This is a genomic window from Streptomyces spiralis (genome assembly GCF_014654675.1).
Lineage (GTDB): Bacteria > Actinomycetota > Actinomycetes > Streptomycetales > Streptomycetaceae > Streptomyces > Streptomyces spiralis.
Genome location: NZ_BNBC01000019.1, coordinates 58,830 through 79,794, shown reverse-complemented (window position 1 = coordinate 79,794; position 20,965 = coordinate 58,830). Strand labels below are relative to the sequence as shown.

Here is a 20,965-nt window from a genome sequence, read left to right as displayed (position 1 = left end):
GCGCCAACGAATGTTTTTGCTCGGCTCCAGCAATGCGAGTGATACTTCTTGGTGTGGAGCTACGTCAGCTGGAGCACTTCATCGCGGTCGCCGAGGAGCTGAGTTTCACGCGTGCCGCCCGTCGGCTGCACGTGGTGCAGTCCGGGGTGTCCGCCGCGATCCGCTCCCTGGAGCGCGAGCTCGGCTGCGCGCTGTTCGAGCGCACTTCGCAGCAGGTCCGGCTCACCGGGGCGGGCGCCGCGTTGCTGCCCGAGGCTCGGGCCACCTTGAACGCCGCCCAGGCCGCCCAGGACGCCGTGCGCGCCGCACAGGACACGCTGCGCGGCACGGTGAACGTGGGCGCCATGGCCTCGGTCGAGGTGGTGGACCTGCCTGCGCTCCTCGGGCAGCTGCACGCGCGGCATCCGGCGATCGACGTCCGGCTGCGGCTGGCGACGGCCGGCTCGGCGGGACTGGCACACGCGCTGCTCAGCGGGGACCTGGACGCGGCCTTCCTGTCGCTGCCCGAACGCAAGCCCGCCGGGATCGACGCACGGGAGCTGGCCACCGTGCCGCTCGTCCTGGTGGTGAACGCCGCCCATCCGCTCGCGCAGCGGGGAAAAGTGGCACTTGCGGACCTCGCGGGGGAGCCCTTCGTGGACTTTCCGCCGGGCTACGGCAACCGCGAGGTGGTCGACCGGGCGTTCGCGGCGGAGGGCGTCGTACGCCGGGTGGCACTGGAAGTGCCCGACATCGACATGGGGGCGGCACTGGTCCGGCACGGACTGGGCATCGCCTTCCTGCCCGCGTTCGCCGTTGCCCGCACCCCCGGCCTGCACGTCCTGGATGTCCACGACACCAGGCTCCGCTGGAGCATGCATCTCGGCACGTCGTCGACCCGGCGGCCCAGCTCGGCTCTGCGAGCGATGCTCGAGCTGGTCGACCTCCACGTGATCGCCCTGTGACGCCCGGGCCGGGGCCCGGACGTCACCCGTCGGTGGTGTCCGGCCCCTGCGTTCGCCTCGCTCAGGCCGCGACATCTGCCGCTGCGAGGTCGTGGCCGCTGATGTCGCGGATACGCTGGAGCCGATAGCGCAGCGTGCTGCGGTGGACCGCGAGGGAGTCGGCGGTCTCGTCGTAGTTGCCGCCACAGTCGAAGTAGCGGGACAGGGTCTCCACCATGGTCGCGTGGTGCCGGGAGTCGTAGTCGATGAGCTGCCCGAGCTACTCCTGGACGAACGTCTCCAGTTCCCGGTGACCGCTGCCGGGTCCCAGGATGCGGTAGAGACCGAGTTCGTTCGACCACTGCACCACGGCGACTCCGACGCGTGCCGGTATACCGTCAAGAGCGCCCTTGACCTGTACAAAGCAGGCAGGGAGCCGTCTTCCAGGAGTCCAAAGTGCTGTGTACTCTGTTCAGGTCCAAGATCTAGCGTTTGGGTGTTTCCGCAGGTCAGGTCGTTGATCGCCACCTCCAGGTCAGCAAATGGTCAGCATCGGGCCGGACGGTGTCCGGCTTGCTGACCTGCACCCGCGGCAGTGACCTGCCGCGCCGCCCGGTGCCCTCCACCAGGCCACGGTCGAAAACCAGATCCTGCGCGGGCAGCTCGGGCAGCGCGCTGCCACCGTCCACGCGCTGCCCCCCCCCGCAGCCTCGGCCGCCGACGGCCCACGCGGAACGTGACCTTCACGGCAGGTGAAACCGACCTCGGCGAGCGACCTAAAGGATCAGGCAGGTGGTGGTGGCGTGGGCGATCAGTTTGCCCTGGTCGTCCAGCACCTTGCCTTCGGCGGTCGCCGTACGGCGGCCAGCGTGGATGACGGTGCCCTCGGCGGTGAGGGTCTGGCCGTCGGTGCGGGCGGCGCGGATGTAGTTGACCTTGAGTTCGAGGGTGGTGTAGCCGGTCCCGGCGGGGAGGGTGGTGTGGACGGCGCAGCCCATGGCGGAGTCGAGGAGGGTGGCGGCGATGCCGCCGTGGACGGTGCCGAGAGGGTTGGCGAAGTCGGGGCGGGTGTCGAGGGAGATGACGATGCGGCCGTGGGCGACCTCGTCGAAGCGCATGCCGAGCAGGCGGCCGATGGAGGGGATGTCGGTGGGGCGTTCGGTCTGCACCCAGCGCATCAGTTCCAAGCCGGTCATGGCGGTGAGGTCGGTGGTGGTCACGGGTCGTTCTCCTTGCGTGGTGCTGGTGGTGCCGCCCCGAGGGGCGGGGTGTTCATCAGGCGGGGAGGGGCTGGATACGGGCGGGAACGTGCTTGGGCCACGGGTTCCGGCGATGGGGTCGCGCCAGGTGACGTCAGTGAGGGTGTTCAGGGCGACGCCGGTGCGTTCGTTGCCGCCTTCTTGGGTGGGCAGGTCGAGGCCGAAGCCGTTCGGCAGGGCCGCGTCCCGGGCTGCGCGCGGGCGTCGCTCTCGACCACCGCCTCAGCGGTGCCGTGCGACGCGGTGATCTGGGCGAGGGCGCCGTCGGACAGGCTCAGCCGTTCGGCGGCGTGCGGGCTGACGCGCAGGGCGTCCTGTTGGTCGCGCTCGCGCCAGGTGTTGTCGCGGAAGACGGTGGTTGCGGTGAACGCCCTGATGCGGTGCGCAGTTGGGGCAGCCCGTGCCCCCGGGGACGGCGCCCGGGGCGGGGCTTGGTGCGTCGGTGAGGTGCTGGTCAGCCGAGCGGGTTGGTGGTGTCGCGCAGGCTGGCCAGGGCCGGTGCGTACATGCGGGCCTTGATGGTGCCGAGGGTGTCGCCGGCCTTGTTCACCTGTGCCTGGGCGATCTCGATCGCGGTGGAGCGCACGGCTTCCTCGGTGACGGCCTGGTCGACGATGCCGGTGGCCGCGGCGTCGGCGCCGCCGTAGCGGCGAGCGGTGATCATGGCTTCGTGCGCGGTCTGCGGCGCCAGCCGGGATTGGATGAGGGCGGCCATGCCGGGGGTGAAGGGGATGTTGATGTCCGCTTCGGGCAGGCACCAGTAGCCGCGGTCGGCGCGCATGACGCGGAAGTCGTGAGCGAGGGAGAACATCGCGCCGGCGGCGAAGGTGTGCCCCTGCAGCGCGGCCACCGTGATGACCGGCAGCGACAGCATCCGCGCGAACAGCTCATGGACGGTGACGACGTAGTCCTGGTGGTGGTCGGTGTGGGCGGACAGCCAGTCCAGGTCGAGCCCGTTGGAGTAGAACTTGCCGGTGGCGGCGGTGACCAGGGCGCGAGGGCCTTCCGCCTTCTCCACCTCGTCGAGCGCGGCGCTGACGGTGGCGAGCCAGTCGGGGTGGAAGCGGTTCTCTCCGTCTCCCAGGTCGAGGACGAAGACGTTGTCCTGACGGTCGAGTGAGGGCATGGCGACTCCTTCGGGCTGAGCTGACTTGGACAAGCGAATGCGGGCTACGGCCGGGGACCGGATTCGGCACCGGGGCGGTCGCGCAGGGCGTGGAGGAGCAGGTCGTGGATCTCGGCGGCGGCTGCCTCGATCGGGGCGGTGCTCCGTTCGGCCCGGCACATGATCACCGCGCCTTCGACGGCGGCGATCATGAAGGCACCGAGCCGGCGGCTGCGTTCCTCGGTCAGGCCGTGCCGGACGAGAAAAGCCGTGAGGGCCTCCTGCCAGCGGGCGAAGACTGCGGCGGCCGAGCGGGCAAGCTGTGGTGCATCGTCGTTGGTCTCCACGGCCACCGCCACGATCGGGCAGCCGGCCCGGAAGCCGCTCTCCACGAGCCGGTCACGCCACAGCCGGAAAAACGCGTCGACGGCCGCCACCGGGTCATCCACCTGCATCGCGGTGTCGATCAGCCCCGTGAGGAAGTCCCCCGCCAGTGCCAACGCCTCCTCGATGAGCTGCGCCCGCCCGCCGGGGAAGTGGTGATACACCGAGCCCCGAGGAGCTCCGCTGTGGGCGAGCACCCGGTCGATGCTGGTCGCGCTCGCACCGTATTCACGCAGCAGAGCTGCGGCACTGAGGACCATCCGGTCACGGCTTTCACTCCTGCGCGGGCTCATCTGCTCACCAGCTTCCCCATGGCCACACGGCCCACCAAATGGCCTACCTGTCAGTAACTTAAGGTGTATGCCATAGAACATGCAAGAGGGGTTGCGGGCGGTCATCGAATCCGTACCGATGGCGCCGCTCGGCCACATGCACGCCGGCTGTGGCGGTGCCCCTGGGCACGCTCAGCTCAACACCTGAGAAGCGCGCGGGGCCGCCCTCGCGCAGTTCGACGGCTTCGCGCGGGCCGGTGGACGCCCGGGAAGGCACGCTGGTCCGCACCCCGTCGGCGGCCTTTCCTGCTCCCGTACCGCCTTCCGACGCGAGCCGAATCCAATGCGGCAGCTCTCCGGAATCGCCGGAGGGGCGACTTGATTTTGCTGGCGTCAGCCCCTCCGAACCCACCTCGCTGCCACAGCACCGGGCCACGACGCCGCCGGGCCTGAGCGCCGGCCTGGGTGATTCGGCGTGGCACACCGCCGCGTCTGCCACCACCGCGGCCGAACCGACGGCCGCCGGCTGGAGGGGCAGTGCGGGAGGGAGTCGGTCGGCCGAGTGGAGTTTAGGTGTAGGCGTCCTCGACAGCGACTCGCCGCACCGTGCGCAGCGTCGACTGGAGACTGTCCAGATCGGTCGAGCCGAGAGCGAGGCGGAGCGCCTGTGGTATGTGCTTCGAGGTGGTGAAGGGCTCCGCCGTGCCTACGGAGATGTGCTGACGCGCGAGGGTGGCGGTCAGGCGATCGGCGCGTGCGTCGTCGGGCAGCGTCAGCCATGTGAAGTAGGACGAGGGGTGGCTGATGAGTGGTAGGCCTGCCAGTTCTTGTCTGGCGAGTGCTTGGCGGGCCTTGGCGTCGTCGCGTTTCTGCGCTTCCAAGCGGTCCACCGTGCCGTCCTCGAGCCAGCGGCAGGCGATCGCGGTGGTGAGGGCCGGGGTGTTCCAGGTGGTTGCCCGAATCGCGCGTTCGAGCGACGGCACCCTGGACGGCGGGGCGACGACGAAGCCGACCCGGAGGCCGGTCGCGACGTTCTTGGACAGTCCCGAGACGTAGACGGTGATGTCCGGTGCACTTGCAGCCAGCGGCGGTGGAGGGTCCTCGACCAGGTAGGCGTATGCGGCGTCTTCGATGATGAGCGGACCGTGCTGCCGAGCGATCTCGATCAGACGGGTGCGGTCGGTCGCCGACATGACCCACCCGAGAGGATTGTGCAAGGTCGGCATGGTGTAGATCGCGCGCACAGGGCGGGTCGCGCACAGCTTCTCGAGGGCATCGAGATCCGGCCCGTCGGTGGTTGTGGGTATGGGCTCCAGGTCGAGATGAAAGGCATGCGCGAGCACCTTGAAACCCGGGTAGGTGAGTGCGTCGACCGCGACGACGTCGCCGGTGTTGAGTGCGGCCATGACGGTGATGGCCAGGCCGTGCTGCGCACCGTTGACAATGAGGATCTGATCCGCGTCAGGAGTCATTCCCCGACGCCTCAGGTGCCGTGCGATCGAGGCTCTGTCCTGTGGGCGCCCTCGATGTGGTTGGTAGCGCAGCAGCGAGTCGAGTTCACCAGAGGTGGCCACCTCGCGCAGAGCCTGCCGTAGGAGATCGGCTTGGTCGGGCAGCGACGGATAGTTGAAGTTGAGGTCGACCGCATCCGCGGCGACGACTTGCTGATCGATGCCGTGACCGGCGGGAACCGCGATGTCACGCACGAATGTGCCGCGGCCCTGTTCCCGGCTCACCAAGCCCATCGCTTCCAGCTCGGCGTACACCCGGGTCGCGGTCACCACGGCGATGCCCTCGCGGGCGGCGAGCCCGCGGTGTGTCGGCAGCCGCACGCCTGCGGCGAGCCGGCCTGTCCGGATGTCGGATGCGAGCGCGTCGACCAGGATCTTGTACCGCGAGGCTGCCATGCACCGGATTGTATCCATGACAATTCTTTGACTGTCCCGTTCGTGAGTCCTTACCGTCAAGACCCACTCATCCGGAAGGACAGCCGCCGTGCACATCGCCATCCTCACCTTCGAGGGCTACAACGAGCTGGACTCCCTGATCGCGCTCGGTGTACTCAACCGCATCAAGACCGACGGCTGGCGCGTCACCATCGCCACCCCCAGCCCCAAGGTGACGTCGATGAACGGGGTGACCATCGAGCAGATGTCCACTCTTGAGGAGGCGTGCGCCGCTGACGCCGTCATCGTCGGCAGTGGCATCGCCACCCGCGAGGTCGTCGAAGACCAGGCGATCATGAACATCCTGCGCGGCCTGGACCCCTCGCGCCAACTCATCGCCGCGCAGTGCTCCGGCGCGCTCGTGCTGGCCAAGCTCGGCCTGCTGAACGACATCCCCGCCTGCACCGACCTGACCACCAAGCCATGGGTCATCGCCGCCGGCGTCGAGGTGCTCAACCAGCCCTTCTACGCCAAGAACAACATCGCCACCGCCGGCGGCTGCCTCGCCTCGCACTACCTCGCCGCCTGGATCATCGCCCGCCTCGAGGGCAACGACGCCGCCGAAAGCGCACTGCACTATGTCGCCCCGGTCGGCGAGAAGGAGGAATACGTCGAGCGCGCGTGGCGCAACGTCACCCCCTACCTGCCCGCTCCCGCGCCGGCGCTCGTCTGAAACGACCAGGCACAGGCAGTGACTGGCCAGGAAGCCGTGCCCCGGCAGCCTGCCTGGTCGTTCGCGGGCCGCCTGCGATCGTTTCCGGCGGACTGGCCAAGGGCTTCACGTGGCGCCAGTTGGCTGATGCCGAAGTCGGTCCACCTGCGGAAGTCTTTCGCCGGTGGCTACTGCCGCGCTTCTCGGCAAAGGCGCCGGCTCCCTCGCCATCGCCTTGGCGGCGGTCTCCACGGCGCCGCCGAGGAATGCGGCCTGACGACCGGCCGGCAGCCGACCGCGCTGCGGCGTTGTGCCTCCGCCGCACCGATCGAGCTCGGGAAAAGCAGGTTCGAGGTTCTCGAATCGGTCCTGCCCGCCTGGGCATTGGCTGGGCAGGCAGACCCGATGCCTTGTCGCGCGCCGAGGGCTCGGTGACGGTGCGCGTCGATCTCACCCAGCGGTCGGCTCGCCGCCGACGCCGAGCCGGCCGACGACGGAGGAAAAGAAGACCATCCGTGACAGTGGCCGTACGGTGTTCAAGGCGCCGCCCGCGCGGATGTGGGACTCGGCGGGCAAGGTCTGCGACGCGCAGACGCAGTAGGCGATGACGGATACGGCAGTCGAAGCGAGGGTGGAGTCCTACGCGCGGAAAGTCAGCAACGGGTCAGTGTGAGTCCTGAAACACCCGGGGACAGCTGACCGAACATGCGAATCGTTGTACGCTCCGAAGACCGCCCTTGACCTGCAAAAAGCGGGCAGGGAGCAGACAAACCGGGAGTTTCTCCGTGCTTCGTACCATGTTCAAGTCCAAGATCCACCGCGCCACCGTAACCCAGGCCGACCTGCACTACGTGGGATCGGTGACCATCGACGCGGACCTGCTCGACGCGGCGGATCTGCTGCCCGGTGAGCTCGTGCACATCGTGGACATCACCAACGGGTCCCGGCTGGAGACCTACGTCATCGAGGGCGAGCGGGGATCGGGGGTCGTCGGTATCAACGGTGCGGCGGCGCACCTCGTGCACCCCGGTGATCTCGTGATCATCATCAGCTACGCTCAGGTGACCGACGCCGAGGCGCGGACGCTGAAGCCGCGGGTCGTGCACGTGGACGCCGACAACCGGATCGTGGAACTGGGAGCCGACCCGTCCGCCCCCGTACCGGGCACGGACCAGCAGCGCAGCCCGCAGGCCGTACCGGCCTGACCGCCGCCGAACGACACGTCCAGGAGGAGCCGGCCGATGAGTGACATCGACATCCGCGACGACCGAGCGGCCGGCCGCCTGGAGGCGGTCGCCGACGGTGAAGTGGTGGGCCGCATCGAGTACTTCGTCCTGGACGAGCCCCGGCGCGCGCTGGTGCCCGTGCACACGATCGTGGAGCCGGCCCACGAGGGCAAGGGCATCGCGGGCTCGCTGGCGCGCGAGATCTACGCCACGGCACGGCGCGAGGACACCACCGTCGCCCCGCTCTGCCCGTACGTCGTCGGGTGGGCCGAACGCCACCCGGAGGAGGCCCCGGCGGCCGACCCCGAGCTGCTGGACGCCGCACGGGCCTGGCTCGCGGCACATCCGGGACGGTTCTGAACGCCATGGGCGCCCGGACGGAGGTCGCTCTGCTGCACACCTCGCCGGTGCACGTCCCGGTCTTCGACGCGCTGCGCGACGAGCACCATCCGCACCTGCGACTGCGGCACTTCGTCGACGAGGAACTGCTGCGCCGGGCCCGCCGGGAGGGTCCGGACGCGGTGACGGACGAGGTCCGGGCGGTGCTGCACCGCGCCGTCGCCGAGGGCGCCCGCGCGGTGCTGTGCACCTGCTCGACCATCGGCGGCGTCGCAGAGACGATCGGCGCCGGACTAGAGGTGCCGGTGCTGCGGGTGGACCGGCCCATGGCCGCCGCGGCGGTGGCAGCCGGCCCGCGCGTGGTCGTCGTCGCCACGGTCGAGAGCACCCTCGCACCGACCGTCGCGCTCATCGAGGACGAGGCGCGCCGCGCCGGTCGGCCCGTCAGCGTCCGCCCCCTCCTCGTCGACAGCGCCTGGGCACGTTTCGAGGCCGGCGACACCGAGGGGTACGTCCGCGAGGTGGCGAGCGCGGCCGACGCGATCGGCCCCGCCGACGCCGACGTGATCGTCCTCGCCCAGGCATCCATGGCCCCTGCCCAGCACCTGACCACGACACCCGTCCCGACCCTCTCCAGCCCCCGCCCCGGACTCGCGGCAGCGGCAAGGGCGGCCGGGACCGCGCCGCCGACCGAGACCGCGCCGCCTGCCGAGAGCCCGGCGGCGGCCGGGATCCCGAAGGCCGCTGAGCTCCCGGGCTGACGAGGTCCCCGGGTAGCCGGATCGATCCCCGGGTAGCCGGATCGCGGAGGCGGGTCGGGATTGCGCAGGCCGCCGAGACTCCGGAGGCCGCCGAGACCGCAGAGGCCGCCGAGACCGCAGAGTTCGCAGAGGCGGCAGGGGCCGCCGGGACCGCGGAGGCGAAGAGACCGCAGAGACCGCAGAGATCGCAGAGACCGCAGAGACCGCGGCGGTCTCCGAATCCGTGCAGGCCGCCGAAACCCCAGAGGCCGCCGCGTTCACGAGGCCGGCCCACGCCCCTCGCAGTCGCGCCCTGTGAGCCCACCCGGGTCCTCGGGCTCGTGCCCATGGGTGACTGGCCGGGCGGGCGTCGGGTAGGCGGGGGAGTAGTCCAGAGCCGATGTCGAACGACTGGCTGGAGGACGGAACGCCATGACGAATCCCTACCCCGACCCTGTTTCGCCGCCACCCACGCCGGGCCCGGACCCCCAGCATCCCGAGCCGCAACCGGAGCCGCACCCGGCTCCCGAGCCGCATCCGGTCCCGGAGCCGCACCCCGTTCCCGAGCCGCCCCCGGTTCCGGGACCACCGCCGGGTCCCGGGCCGACCCCGCCCCCGGAGCCGACCCCGCCCCCGGCGCCCGGGCCGCCACCTCCGGGTCCCGTGCCCACACCGCCGCAGCCCGGGCCGCCCGAGCCCTCCCCGTCCCCGATTCCACCGGGCCCGGAGCCCGTGCCGAGTCCCGAGCCGGGGCCGCCTCTCACCTGAGGGCAGGGCGTCCCCTGCACGCCGACGGTGGGCGGCCCCCGGCCGCCCACCGTCCTCGTGCGTTCGAGCCTCCCGCTCCTACGCGCTCACCTCCGACCGGTCACCGCCCCACAGCGTGTGGAAGGAGCCGTCCCGGTCCACGCGCCGGTAGGTGTGCGCGCCGAAGAAGTCTCGCTGGCCCTGGGTCAGGGCGGCCGGCAGCCGCTCGGCGCGCAGGGCGTCGTAGTAGGCCAGCGCCGCCGAGAAGCCGGGCGTCGGTACGCCCTGCCGCGTCGCCGCGACCAGCACCTCGCGCCAGTCGTCCTGGGCCGCCGCGATCTCCTGGGCGAAGGTCTCGTCGGAGAGGAGGCTCGGCAGGTCGGGGCGGGCGTCGTACGCGGCGCGGATACGGTCCAGGAAGGCCGCGCGGATGATGCAGCCGCCGCGCCAGATGGCGGAGACGGCACCGAGGTCGATGTCCCAGCCGTACTCCTCGCTGCCCGCCGCGATCTCGTGGAAGCCCTGCGTGTACGAGACGATCTTCGAGGCGTACAGCGCCTGCTCCACCCGGTCCGCGAAGGCCGCCGCCTCCGCCTCGGACAGCGGGGAGGCCTTAGGACCGGCCAGGGAGCGCGAGGCCTCCCGCAGCGCCGCGTGCCCGGACAGGGACCGCGCGAAGACCGCCTCCGCGATGCCGGACACCGGTACGCCCAGGTCGAGGGCGATCTGCACCGTCCAGCGGCCCGTGCCCTTCTGCTCGGCCTGGTCCGTCACCACGTCCACGAACGGCTTGCCCGTCGCCGCGTCCACGTGGGACAGCACCTCGGCGGTGATCTCGATCAGATACGAGTCCAGCCGCCCGGTGTTCCAGGTGCGGAAGATCTCCGCGATCTGGGCGGGGGAGTACCCGGCCACCTCGCGCAGCAGCTGGTACGCCTCGCCGATCAGCTGCATGTCGGCGTACTCGATGCCGTTGTGCACCATCTTCACGAAGTGACCGGCACCGTCCGGGCCGATGTGCGTGACGCACGGCGCGCCGTCCTTCGCCTTCGCGGAGATCTTCTCCAGCATCGGGCCCAGCGAGCCGTACGACTCCGTCGAGCCGCCCGGCATGATGCTGGGCCCGTGCAGCGCGCCCTCCTCGCCGCCGGAGATGCCCGTGCCGACGAAGTGGATGCCCTGTTCGCGCAGCTCACGCTCGCGGCGCCGGGTGTCCGCGAAGTGCGCGTTGCCGCCGTCGATGATCATGTCGCCGGGCTCCAGCAGCGGAGCGAACTCCTGGATCACCGCGTCCGTCGGCTCGCCCGCCTTGACCATGATCACCAGGCGGCGCGGCCGCTCCAGCGCCGCCACGAACTCCTTGGCGGTCTCCGTCGCGACGAAGTCGCCCTCGTGCCCGAACTCCTCCACCAGCTCGTGCGTCCGCGCCACCGTCCGGTTGTGCAGCGCGACCGTGTAGCCGTTGCGCGCGAAGTTTCGGGCGAGGTTGCGGCCCATGACCGCGAGCCCCGTCACGCCGATCTGGGCTGTTGTGCTCATACCGCCTGCTCCTCAAGGAATCCGGTGGATCATCGGCTGGAACCCCTTCGACCATCCTGGCGCGCCCCCGCAGGTACCGCACATCCGGGCCCGGTCCGCCGCAGGGCACGTCCACGACATCCTCCCTTACGTACCGCATCTGCCCGTTGCCTCAGCGCGGACACGGCCGATCCGACCGGCGAAAACAACCGATCCGGCCAACGGAAGCCTCCTATCGGCCACTTGTGCCGCAGAAGCGGCCGACAGCCGTCTTGTCATGGCTCGTTCGCGGCATTTACTTTTGCCCCTCCTGACGCATGGCGAGGGGGGCTTCAGTCATGGCCGCACGCGGCCGGCACCGCCGGTACCAGCCCAACAGGATCAACCGCGCCTCGCTCACCGTCACCGCGGGCGGCGCCGGCATGGCCCTCCCGCTCATCGGCGCCGGCGCCGCCCACGCGGCCGACGCCTCCACCTGGAACAAGGTCGCCGCCTGCGAGTCGAGCGGCGACTGGAGCATCAACACCGGCAACGGTTTCTACGGCGGTCTGCAGTTCACCAGGTCCACCTGGGAGGCGTACGGCGGCACGCGGTACGCGCCGCGCGCCGACCTGGCCACCAGGGATCAGCAGATCGCGATCGCGGAGAAGGTGCTCGACGGCCAGGGACCCGGCGCCTGGCCGGTGTGCTCGGTGCGGGCCGGTCTGACCCGCGGCGGCGGCGACCCCGGCGTCCACCCGGACGGCACGGCGGCCCGGCCCGCGCACAGCCGGGGCAGCACGAGCACCGCGGGCACGGACGGCTCCAAGGGCCACGACGGACCCAGGGTCAGCGAAGGCTCCAACGGCTCCAACGGCTCCAAGGGCACTGGGCGCGACGGGAGTTCGGTCCGTGACGTGCGGCCGCAGACCACACCACAGTCCCGCGCCGGTCGGGCCGAGATGTACACGGTGGTCCGCGGCGACACCCTCTCCGGGATCGCCGAGGAGCGTCACGTCCGGGGCGGCTGGCACCAGTTGTACGCCGCCAACCGCGCCACGGTCGGCGACGACCCGGATCTGATCCTGCCGGGCCAGCGCCTGTCCCTCCGCACCGGCCGGACGACCCAGCCGGCCCGCACGGACCATCCGGCCGCCAAGGAGAGCTCCACCGCCACGCGTCCGTCCGGCCGGACCGGGACCGAGCCCGCCACCCGGGGCGACCGGAGCGAGACGAGCAGGGCCGGCCGGCCCCACACCGCTTCGCACACCCTCGTCGCCCCCGTGCGGGGTCCGCTCGGCACGGGCTACCGCGTGGGAGGATCCCACTGGTCGAAGGGCTACCACACCGGCGTCGACTTCGAGGTGCCCACCGGGACGTCCGTGCACGCGGCCGCGGCCGGCCGGGTGGTCGACGCCGGGTGGGGCGGGGCCTACGGCTACCAGGTGGTGATCCGGCACGCCGACGGCCGCTACACCCAGTACGGGCATCTGTCGGCGATCTCCGTGCGGGCCGGGCAGACGGTCACCGCCGGACAGCGCATAGGGCGCTCGGGGGCCACGGGCAACGTGACGGGCCCACATCTGCACTTCGAGGTGCGGACGGGGCCCGGTTTCGGTACGGACATCGACCCGGTCGCCTATCTCCGGGCCGGCGGCGTCACGATCTGACGCGGACGCGGACGCGGACGCCGACGCCGGAACGGCGCCGGGCCAGGACGGGCATCGGGACGTACGCCCCGCCGTAGAAGGGGACACCGCAGAGCGGGCCGGGGCAGTACGGACCGGCGTGGAAGACGCCGGGGGAAGGCGGCGCTTCGCCCCCGCCCGGCCCGCGACCGATCTCCGCCGCTGCCCCGGCGCCTGCCGTCTTGGCGCCCGCCGCGCCGATGCCCGCCCCGCCGATGCCTGCCGCGCCGATGCCCGCCGCCCCGGGGGACGGCGCGGCGGGGACGAGGGTGTCCGTCGGCTCCGTGTCGGCCTGCCCGGGAACGGAGACCTCGGGTGCCCGTGTCCCGTTCGGCAGCGTCCCGGTCGCGGGCACCTCGTCCGGGATCTGCTCTTGCGGCGCCAGGCCTCCCAGCGCCAGGCCTCCCAGTGCCAGGCCCTCCGACGCCGGACCTGCCACCGCCGTCTCACCGGCCGGCAGCGACTCGTCCGCGCTCTCGAGGCGTTCGGTGGTCAGCAGGATCAGGCCGCCGGTGGCCACCACGCCGCAGCCCAGGGCGAGCACGGTGCCGGTGGTGCCGTAGCGGAAGGTCTCACCGAACATCGTGATGCCGACCGCCGCCGCCACCACCGGGTTCACCACCGTCAGCGTGGCCAGCGGCGCGGCCAGGCCGCCGCCGCGGTACGACGCCTGCGACAGCAGCATGCCCGCCGTGGCGAGGACGCCTATCGCGGCCAGGGACGGCAGATCCGCCGCCGAGACGCCGTCGCTCCAGTCCACCGCGACCGTCTTGGTGAACACCGAGGACATGCCGAAGGCGATGCCGGAGCCGGTGGCGAGCAGCACGCTGCGCACCGCTGGATGCCGGTGCGCGGCCCGGCCGGCGACCGTCAGCGCCACCACCGCACCGCCGGTGACCACGGCGACGGCCAGGCGCTGCGCGGCGCTGAGCGACTGCGTGTCGGACGCGCCCACCAGCGACAGCAGACCCGCCAGACCCACCGTCGCCATGATCGCGCCCCGCCACGCCGCGGCCCCCGCCCGACGGCCGACGAAGAGGGCGGCCATGGGCAGCGCGAACACGATGGTCAGGGCGCCCAGCGGCTGGACCAGGCTGAGCGGGCCGCAGGCCAGCGCCACCACGTGCAGCAGCCCGCCGAGGCCGTTCAGCGCGACCGCCGCCCACCAGGCGGGCCGGCGCAGCGGCGCGTACTGCTCGCCGGGGGCGGACACCGCGACGCGCTCCTGCACGATCGCGCCGCCGGCGTAGGCGACGGCGGACACGAGCGACAGCAGCACGGACAGCGCGAGGGCGCTCATGAGCTGCTCCTCTGCGGGACGCGGGGGCGGCGGGCCCGGCGCGGCGAAGGGTCGGCTTCCATGGTCCACAAGCCTGCCGTGCCGATCTCTTGCCGTCGTCGTCCCTGAGCACGCAATGGGTCATACTGCCGATGGAGTACGGATCGCGCCCAGTCCTCCCCTGGGTGGGCGACACAGGGTGGACACCCCCTGGTGGAACCCCCTAAGGGACTTGGTAGTACTGCTCCTCGTGGACCTCGACCCGGATCTCGCCGCCCTCCGTTCCCTCGGCGGCTTCTTCGTCCTGCGCACGGGCGAGCCGCCGCGCGCCGCGCTGCTCACCCTGGCCCAGGCCTACGGCGACGCGGCCTCCGGCAGCGACGAGCACCCCCTCGCGGTGCGCGTCCGCAGGGTGGCCGACGGCATCCGCGCCGCGGAGCCGCGGGTCGCCGCGTCGGTGGCCCAGCAGGCGCTCATGGCCCGGCTGTGGTCGACCGTACTCGGCTGCGCCGTGCTGTACGGGCGCATCCCCGACCTCGACCCGCGCCTGCTCCGCTGGGCCCCCGCCGGCAGCGCACCGGACGACCTGTGGCTCACCAGGGTGCGCGGGCTGCCCGCCGACGCGGACACCCTCGCGGACGCCGTCCTGCACGGCCACCTCCAACCCCTGGCGGCGGCCCTGCGCGTCCGCCACCGCCTCGCCCCGGGCCTGTCGCGGGGCAACGCGGCCTCCGCGCTGGCAGGCGCCGCCCGCCAACTGGCCCGCCTCGCGCGCGACCACGGCCGCCCCGGGGCCGGCGACCACGCCCGGGACCTGGCCGCACGGCTCCTCGCCCACCCGCTGCTCGCCGGGACGGGCACACTCGACGACACGGGCTTCCGCCGGCGCAGCTGCTGTCTGTACTACCGGGTCCCCGGCGGCGGTGTCTGCGGCGACTGTTGTTTCACACGAGCCCCGCGCTCTTCCGCGCGAGCCGCATCTGAGTGACCATGAAGGCGACCGGCGCGACACGGCCGGCGATCAGCGACCGACAAGCGACCGACGACGAGCGAGCGACCGACGATCGGCGACCGGCGGACAACGGCCGGCGCACGCGACCGGCCACGACGGGACGACGGGGCCGCCGAGACAGGGGGTTGCGGGTGCGAGTGGGACTGCTGACCCGGGAGTACCCGCCGGACGTGTACGGCGGTGCGGGTGTCCATGTGGAGTTCCTGGCGCGGGAGCTGAGACCCCTGGTCGACCTGGAGGTGCACTGCTGGGGGGAGGCGTCCTCGGCGGACAAGGCGGACGGCGTCGTACGCCACCGCCCCTGGTCGGCGCTGGACGGCGCCAACGACGCCCTGCGCACCTTCTCCGTGGACCTCGCCATGACCGCCGGCCTGGACGGCTGCGAACTGGTCCACTCCCACACCTGGTACGCCAACCTCGCCGGCCACCTCGGCAAGCTTCTGTACGGCGTGCCGCACGTGCTGACCGCGCACTCCCTGGAGCCACTGCGCCCCTGGAAGGCCGAGCAGCTCGGCGGCGGCTACGCGCTGTCCAGTTGGGCGGAGCGCACCGCGATCGAGGCGGCCGACGCCGTGGTCGCCGTCTCCGGTGCCATGCGCGAGGACATCCTCGGCTGCTACCCGGCCCTCGACCCGGCCCGGGTCCACATCATCCACAACGGCATCGACACCACCCTCTACCGCCCCGACCACGGTACGGACGCCCTCACCCGGATCGGACTCGACCCGGACCGCCCCTATGTGCTGTTCGTCGGCCGCATCACCCGTCAGAAGGGCGTGCCCCATCTGCTGCGCGCGGTGCGGGACATCGACCCGGCGGCCCAGGTCGTGCTGTGTGCGGGCGCACCCGACACGCCCGAGATCGACCGGGAGTTCCGCGAGCTGTACGAGGAGCTGAGCCGGGTCCGCGCGGGCGTGCACTGGATCCCGCAGATGCTGCCGCGCCCGGACGTGATCCAGCTGCTCACCCATGCCGCGGTCTTCGTCTGCCCCTCGGTGTACGAGCCGCTCGGCATCGTCAACCTGGAGGCGATGGCCTGCGGCACGCCCGTCGTGGCGTCCCGGGTCGGCGGGATTCCCGAAGTGGTCGAGGACGGCCGGACCGGGGTACTCGTCGACGTCGACGACGACTTCGAGGCGGCCCTGGCCCGCGCCCTCGACGCGGTGCTCGGCGATCCGGAGGCGGCGCGCCGGATGGGCGAGGCCGGGCGGCGGCGCGCGGTGACGGAGTTCGGCTGGGACGCGGTCGCCCGGCGCACGGTGCGGCTGTACGAGGAGATCCTCAAACAGGCTTAGTCCTCCCTGCTCAGGGGCAGTAGTGGTTCAATCGGGTGAGGGGAGCGGCCATGCGGCGTGGTGGACCTTCGGTCCTCGGGATCGTCCTTGCGGGCGGAGAGGGCAAACGGCTGATGCCCCTGACCGCGGACCGCGCGAAACCCGCGGTCACCTTCGGCGGAACGTATCGCCTGGTCGACTTCGTCCTGTCCAACCTGGTCAACGGCGACATCCTGCGCATCTGCGTGCTGACCCAGTACAAGTCGCACTCGCTGGACCGGCACATCACCACCACCTGGCGCATGTCGAGCCTGCTCGGCAACTACGTCACGCCGGTCCCCGCGCAGCAGCGCCTCGGCCCCCGCTGGTACCTGGGCAGCGCCGACGCGATCCTGCAGTCGCTCAACCTGATCTACGACGAGCAGCCCGACTACGTGGCGGTCTTCGGCGCCGACCACGTCTACCGCATGGACCCGCGGCAGATGCTCCGGCAGCACATCGAGGGCGGCGCCGGGGTGACGGTCGCCGGCATCCGGGTGCCGCGCTCCGAGTCGTCGTCGTTCGGGGTGATCACGCCGGGTTCGGACGGGCACACCGTGCAGCGCTTCCTGGAGAAGCCCGCCGACCCGCCGGGCCTGCCCGACGACCCCGAGCAGGTCTTCGCCTCCATGGGCAACTACGTGTTCACCACCAAGGCGCTGATCGACGCCCTGCAACGGGACGCCGAGGACGAGCGATCGGTGCACGACATGGGCGGCTCGATCCTGCCCCAGCTCACCGAGCGCGGCGAGGCCCAGCTGTACGACTTCAGCTCCAACCACGTGCCCGGTGAGACCAGCCGGGACCAGGGCTACTGGCGGGACGTGGGCACGCTCGACGCCTACTACGACGCCCACATGGACCTGATCGCCGAGCGCCCCGCCTTCAACCTGTACAACCGCGACTGGCCCGTCTACACCCACTCCAACCAGCTCTCGCCGGCCCGGTTCAACGCCGGTGGCATCGCCGGGGAGTCGATCATCAGCGCCGGCTGCCTGATCCGCGGGCAGGTCACACGGTCCGTGCTCTCCCCGGGCGTCCGGGTCGACCCGGGGGCGGTGGTCCAGGGCTCCGTGCTGCACGACAACGTGCACATCGGCCGGGGCGCGGTCGTGCGCGGGGCGGTCCTGGACAAGAACGTCGAGGTGCCGCCCGGCGCGACGATCGGCGTCAACCCGGAGCGGGACGGGGAGCTGTACACCGTGTCCAAGGGCGGGGTCATCGCCCTGGGCAAGGGCCAGCGGGTGCCGTAGCCACGGCACCGGAGAGGTTCAGGCCGGGGCGGTCGCCCCTCAGCCGCACAGCGGCGGGAAGTGGTTCAGGGTGACCGCGCTGGCCCGGCGCATCTCCTCGGACGGGCTGAACTGCACGTACTCGCTGCCCGGCGCGGTGTGCACGGGGACGTGCCCGGGTGGGGCGTAGAACGCCTCCCCGGCCCGGTACACCTCGTCGCGGTCGGGGTAGCGGAAGACCAGCTCGCCCTTGAAGACGTAGCCCCAGTGCGGGCATTGGCAGCGGCCCTCCGGCAGCCCCTTGAGCAGCGGAGTGTGGTCGACGTCCTCGCGGAAGGTGAGGAAGTCCACCGTATAGGGGTCGAGATCCTCGGAGTGGTCGACCACCGGACCGTAGTCGCCGCCCTGGGTGGCGGTGTGCCGCGAGACCTTGGGCATCCGGTTCACTCCCTTCCGCGCGGAGGAGGACGCGTCGCGCGGGCACGCGCGACGTGGAAGTGACGCCCTCATGGTGCGCGCCCCCCGGGCCCCGGGTCCACTTGGATCTCCGACCGCGCGCACCTCCCCGGAAGCCCGGGCATCCCGGTCGCGCGCCCGGCTCTTCTTGTCATGTCCCTGGACGTACGCCCGTGCGCGTGACAACGTTATTCCGCACCAGTTCGCACAATCCCGCACAACGAGTTCGCGGAATAGCGAACAAGAGCCGCCAGTTTCCTTCGCCACGAGGAGGATCGTGCGCACCAGACGTCTGAGAGACCGACTCGCGCTGCTGCTCGCAGCGGCCCTGGGCCTCGCCGCGTTCACCGCGGCGCCCGGCGCGACCGCAGCCCCCGGTGACGACCCCGTGGAGATCCACGGGCTCAAGGGCGAGTACTACACCCAGTCCGCCCCGGGGGCCTTCGACTTCGCCGAGCTCAAGGCCACCACCTTCGACCCCACTCTGGACTTCGACAACCTCGAACCCCGCCTGGCCGCCGCCACCGGCCGGTCCGACGACGTCAGCGTCCGCTGGACCGGCCGGATCGTCCCCGAGAAGACCGGCGCCCACACCTTCTCGATCACCGGCGACAACGGCTTCCGCCTCTGGGTCGACGGAAAGCTCACCATCGACCACTGGGTCGACGACTGGGACAGGGAACAGACCTCCGCCCCGGTGGAGCTGACCGCCGGCACGGCCTACGACATCAAGGTCGAGTACTTCGAGCACTACGGCGGCTCCAACCTCCACGTGCGCTGGACCGAGCCCGGAGGCACCAAGGAGGCCGTCCCGCAGTCGGCGTTCCTGCTGCCCGAGGGCTACGACTACGACGGCGCGATCGCGACCACCGTTCTCACCGACGGCCGCACCCTGAAGCTCGACTTCGCGCAGAGGCTCGCCGCCCCGCCCGCCGCCCTCGGCGACCATCTGCGGGCCGTGATCGGCGGGGCCACCTGGCCGCTGGGCGCCGTACGGCCCGACCCGTCCGACCCGCGCGCCCTGCTCGTGACCCTGAAGGAGCCGGTCGTCGGCAACAAGACCGGCACCGCCCGGGGCACCGCGGACGTCCGCTACGACGGCCAGGGCGGCCTGACGTCGGGCGACGGCACCGCCGTGGGAGCCTTCTGGAGCAGCGGCCCCAACCACTCCACGTACGAGCTGCGCACCAAGTGGACCGACCAGGTGGGCCCGGACAACGCCCTGCCCGAGTACCCGCGCCCGCAGCTGACCCGGCCCGACTGGCAGAACCTCAACGGCCGCTGGCAGTTCGCCGCCGCCGGAGCCGGCGAGCAGCCGCCCGTGGGGAAGACCCTGTCCGAGCGGATCCTCGTCCCCTACCCGGTGGAGTCCCAGCTCTCCGGCCTCGAACGGCACGAGGACCGCATGTGGTACCGGCGCACCTTCACCGTCCCGGCGGGCTGGCACATCGGCCACGGCAAGCGGCTCCGGCTGAACTTCGGGGCGGTCGACTGGAAGGCCGACGTCTACGTCAACGGCACCAAGGTGGCCGAACACCAGGGCGGCTACGACAAGTTCAGCGCCGACATCACCGACGCGCTGAAGCCCGGCCGCACCCAGGAGCTGATCGTCGGCGTCTACGACCCGACCGACGCCTCCGGCGGCGAGAACCCGCCGCTGGGCAAGCAGCGCCTGGACCCGAGCGGCATCTGGTACACCCCGACCTCGGGCATCTGGCAGACCGTGTGGATGGAGCCGGTCGCCACCGACCACGTCGACTCGCTCAAGCTCACCCCGGACGTCGCGCACGGCACCCTGACCGTGGAGGCCCAGGGCGTCCGCGACGGCGTACCGGTGACGGCGACGGCGTACGACGGCAGGCGCCCGGTCGCCACGGTCCGCGGCCGCACCGGCGGCCCGCTCACCCTGACGATCCAGGACCCGCACCTGTGGTCGCCCGACGACCCGTTCCTGTACAACCTGAAGGTGCGGGCCGGCGCCGACGAGGTCGGAAGCTACTTCGGGATGCGCTCCGTCGCCGTCGAGAACGTGAACGGCGTCCCGCGCACGGTCCTCAACGGCAAGCCGATCTTCATGATGGCCACCCTCGACCAGGGCTTCTGGCCCGACGGCCTGTACACCGCGCCCACCGACGAGGCACTGGCGTACGACCTGAAGGTGCACAAGCAGCTCGGCTTCAACGCCGTCCGCAAGCACATCAAGGTCGAACCCGACCGCTGGTTCTACTGGGCCGACCGGCTCGGCCTGATGGTCTGGCAGGACATGCCCGCCATGACCGCGGGCGTCAACCCGTCCACCGCCGCCCGGGCCGAGTACGAGCGGGAGATGAAGGAGATGATCGACGAGCACATCAGCAGCCCGTCGGTCGTCATGTGGGTCACCTTCAACGAGGGCTGGGGCCAGTACGACGAGGCCCGCATCGCCCGGCAGGCCAAGTCCTGGGACCCGACCCGGCTGGTCAACGGCATGTCCGGCATCAATCTGGGCACCGACGGCGGCGCCGGCGACATCATCGACGAGCACGGCTATCCGTCACCCGCCCTGCCGCACCACCCGGACGGCAAGCGGGCCCTGGTCAGCGGCGAGTACGGCGGGCTCGGCCTGGCGGTCCCCGGACACGCCTGGTCGGTGCAGCAGAGCTACGTCGACGTCGACCCGGCGACGTACACCGACGACTACCTGTCGAAGCTCGACGAGGTGCGCGCACTGGTGTGCCGCGGCAGCAACGGCGCCGTCTACACCCAGATCAGTGATGTCGAGGGCGAGCTCAACGGCCTGCTGACCTACGACCGCAAGGTGCTCAAGCCGGACGCGGCCCGGGTGCGGGCCGCCCAGCAGGCGCTGATCCGCGACGCGTCGCGGTCGACACCCGCGGGATGCCCGGCTGACTGACC

Annotated in this window: 18 protein-coding genes and 1 pseudogene; 10 read left to right on the top strand and 9 right to left on the bottom strand. The window is 71.6% G+C overall.

Annotated elements, in window-relative coordinates; all coding sequences use genetic code 11:
* Positions 1-53 precede the first annotated feature (53 nt).
* Complete coding sequence (locus tag IE318_RS20620; RefSeq protein ID WP_189902440.1) at positions 54-944, top strand: LysR family transcriptional regulator; 891 nt, start codon at positions 54-56, stop codon at positions 942-944.
* Between the two features lie 61 nt (positions 945-1,005).
* On the opposite strand, the pseudogene IE318_RS20615 reads toward IE318_RS20620, so the two are convergent.
* The 6 genes and pseudogenes from IE318_RS20615 to IE318_RS20590 form a co-directional block, all read right to left on the bottom strand.
* Positions 1,006-1,278: pseudogene (locus tag IE318_RS20615) on the bottom strand (PucR family transcriptional regulator); the annotation flags it as partial.
* A gap of 154 nt (positions 1,279-1,432) precedes the next feature.
* Complete coding sequence (locus tag IE318_RS20610) at positions 1,433-1,612, bottom strand: hypothetical protein (protein ID WP_189902438.1); 180 nt, start codon at positions 1,610-1,612, stop codon at positions 1,433-1,435.
* Between the two features lie 87 nt (positions 1,613-1,699).
* Positions 1,700-2,143 carry a PaaI family thioesterase gene (locus tag IE318_RS20605; RefSeq protein ID WP_189902436.1) on the bottom strand — a complete coding sequence of 148 codons (444 nt, stop codon included), beginning with the start codon at positions 2,141-2,143 and terminating at the stop codon, positions 1,700-1,702.
* 493 nt (positions 2,144-2,636) lie between these two features.
* Positions 2,637-3,308: an enoyl-CoA hydratase-related protein gene (locus IE318_RS20600; RefSeq protein WP_189902434.1), complete on the bottom strand. Its 672-nt coding sequence runs from the start codon at positions 3,306-3,308 to the stop codon at positions 2,637-2,639.
* 44 nt (positions 3,309-3,352) lie between these two features.
* On the bottom strand, positions 3,353-4,069 hold the full coding sequence (locus IE318_RS20595; RefSeq protein WP_229903627.1) for a TetR/AcrR family transcriptional regulator: 717 nt from the start codon (positions 4,067-4,069) through the stop codon (positions 3,353-3,355).
* A 443-nt stretch (positions 4,070-4,512) separates the two neighbouring features.
* Positions 4,513-5,850: an aminotransferase-like domain-containing protein gene (locus IE318_RS20590; RefSeq protein WP_189902430.1), complete on the bottom strand. Its 1,338-nt coding sequence runs from the start codon at positions 5,848-5,850 to the stop codon at positions 4,513-4,515.
* Positions 5,851-5,938: 88 nt separating this feature from the next.
* Between IE318_RS20590 and IE318_RS20585 the strand changes: the two genes are divergently transcribed.
* From IE318_RS20585 to IE318_RS20570, 4 genes are all read left to right on the top strand, one after another.
* Positions 5,939-6,562, top strand: a complete 624-nt coding sequence (locus tag IE318_RS20585) for a DJ-1/PfpI family protein (RefSeq protein ID WP_189902428.1) — start codon at positions 5,939-5,941, stop codon at positions 6,560-6,562.
* Between the two features lie 764 nt (positions 6,563-7,326).
* Positions 7,327-7,746: an aspartate 1-decarboxylase gene (gene panD / locus IE318_RS20580; RefSeq protein ID WP_189902425.1), complete on the top strand. Its 420-nt coding sequence runs from the start codon at positions 7,327-7,329 to the stop codon at positions 7,744-7,746.
* 36 nt (positions 7,747-7,782) lie between these two features.
* Positions 7,783-8,127, top strand: a complete 345-nt coding sequence (locus IE318_RS20575) for a GNAT family N-acetyltransferase (RefSeq protein ID WP_189902423.1) — start codon at positions 7,783-7,785, stop codon at positions 8,125-8,127.
* A 5-nt stretch (positions 8,128-8,132) separates the two neighbouring features.
* Positions 8,133-8,867: an aspartate/glutamate racemase family protein gene (locus IE318_RS20570; RefSeq protein ID WP_229903626.1), complete on the top strand. Its 735-nt coding sequence runs from the start codon at positions 8,133-8,135 to the stop codon at positions 8,865-8,867.
* Positions 8,868-9,692: 825 nt separating this feature from the next.
* Here IE318_RS20570 and gnd read toward each other — a convergent pair.
* The gene (gene gnd, locus IE318_RS20565; RefSeq protein ID WP_030178398.1) at positions 9,693-11,132 is read right to left on the bottom strand and encodes an NADP-dependent phosphogluconate dehydrogenase; all 1,440 of its coding nucleotides are present in this window, start codon (positions 11,130-11,132) and stop codon (positions 9,693-9,695) included.
* Between the two features lie 317 nt (positions 11,133-11,449).
* On the opposite strand from gnd, the gene IE318_RS20560 reads away from it, so the two are divergent.
* Complete coding sequence (locus tag IE318_RS20560) at positions 11,450-12,760, top strand: transglycosylase family protein (protein WP_189902421.1); 1,311 nt, start codon at positions 11,450-11,452, stop codon at positions 12,758-12,760.
* Here the strand turns inward: IE318_RS20560 and IE318_RS20555 are convergent.
* A complete protein-coding gene (locus tag IE318_RS20555) occupies positions 12,750-14,078 on the bottom strand; it encodes a DMT family transporter (protein WP_189902419.1) in 1,329 nt (442 codons plus the stop codon). The genes IE318_RS20560 and IE318_RS20555 overlap by 11 nt on opposite strands.
* A gap of 211 nt (positions 14,079-14,289) precedes the next feature.
* On the opposite strand from IE318_RS20555, the gene IE318_RS20550 reads away from it, so the two are divergent.
* The 3 genes from IE318_RS20550 to glgC all read left to right on the top strand — a co-directional run bounded on the left by IE318_RS20550 (position 14,290) and on the right by glgC (position 17,635).
* Entirely contained in the window at positions 14,290-15,045 is a 756-nt protein-coding gene (locus IE318_RS20550; RefSeq protein WP_229903625.1) for a (2Fe-2S)-binding protein, read from the top strand.
* 155 nt (positions 15,046-15,200) lie between these two features.
* The gene (glgA, locus tag IE318_RS20545; RefSeq protein WP_189902415.1) at positions 15,201-16,364 is read left to right on the top strand and encodes a glycogen synthase; all 1,164 of its coding nucleotides are present in this window, start codon (positions 15,201-15,203) and stop codon (positions 16,362-16,364) included.
* 50 nt (positions 16,365-16,414) lie between these two features.
* Positions 16,415-17,635 (top strand): glucose-1-phosphate adenylyltransferase, encoded by a 1,221-nt coding sequence (glgC, locus tag IE318_RS20540; protein WP_189902413.1) that lies wholly within the window; start codon positions 16,415-16,417, stop codon positions 17,633-17,635.
* 39 nt (positions 17,636-17,674) lie between these two features.
* On the opposite strand, the gene IE318_RS20535 is transcribed toward glgC, so the two are convergent.
* The gene (locus IE318_RS20535; RefSeq protein WP_030178386.1) at positions 17,675-18,052 is read right to left on the bottom strand and encodes a cupin domain-containing protein; all 378 of its coding nucleotides are present in this window, start codon (positions 18,050-18,052) and stop codon (positions 17,675-17,677) included.
* Between the two features lie 295 nt (positions 18,053-18,347).
* On the opposite strand from IE318_RS20535, the gene IE318_RS20530 reads away from it, so the two are divergent.
* Complete coding sequence (locus IE318_RS20530) at positions 18,348-20,963, top strand: PA14 domain-containing protein (protein WP_189902412.1); 2,616 nt, start codon at positions 18,348-18,350, stop codon at positions 20,961-20,963.
* Positions 20,964-20,965 lie beyond the last annotated feature (2 nt).

Bases quoted from the DNA above. Each gene is read 5' to 3' on its own strand.
- IE318_RS20600 (WP_189902434.1), bottom strand. From the start codon at position 3,308: ATGCCCTCACTCGACCGTCAGGACAACGTCTTCGTCCTCGACCTGGGA.
- IE318_RS20595 (WP_229903627.1), bottom strand. From the start codon at position 4,069: ATGACCGCCCGCAACCCCTCTTGCATGTTCTATGGCATACACCTTAAG.
- IE318_RS20590 (WP_189902430.1), bottom strand. From the start codon at position 5,850: ATGGCAGCCTCGCGGTACAAGATCCTGGTCGACGCGCTCGCATCCGAC.
- IE318_RS20575 (WP_189902423.1), top strand. From the start codon at position 7,783: ATGAGTGACATCGACATCCGCGACGACCGAGCGGCCGGCCGCCTGGAG.
- IE318_RS20570 (WP_229903626.1), top strand. From the start codon at position 8,133: ATGGGCGCCCGGACGGAGGTCGCTCTGCTGCACACCTCGCCGGTGCAC.
- gnd (WP_030178398.1), bottom strand. From the start codon at position 11,132: ATGAGCACAACAGCCCAGATCGGCGTGACGGGGCTCGCGGTCATGGGC.
- IE318_RS20560 (WP_189902421.1), top strand. From the start codon at position 11,450: ATGGCCGCACGCGGCCGGCACCGCCGGTACCAGCCCAACAGGATCAAC.
- IE318_RS20555 (WP_189902419.1), bottom strand. From the start codon at position 14,078: ATGAGCGCCCTCGCGCTGTCCGTGCTGCTGTCGCTCGTGTCCGCCGTC.
- glgC (WP_189902413.1), top strand. From the start codon at position 16,415: ATGCGGCGTGGTGGACCTTCGGTCCTCGGGATCGTCCTTGCGGGCGGA.
- IE318_RS20535 (WP_030178386.1), bottom strand. From the start codon at position 18,052: ATGCCCAAGGTCTCGCGGCACACCGCCACCCAGGGCGGCGACTACGGT.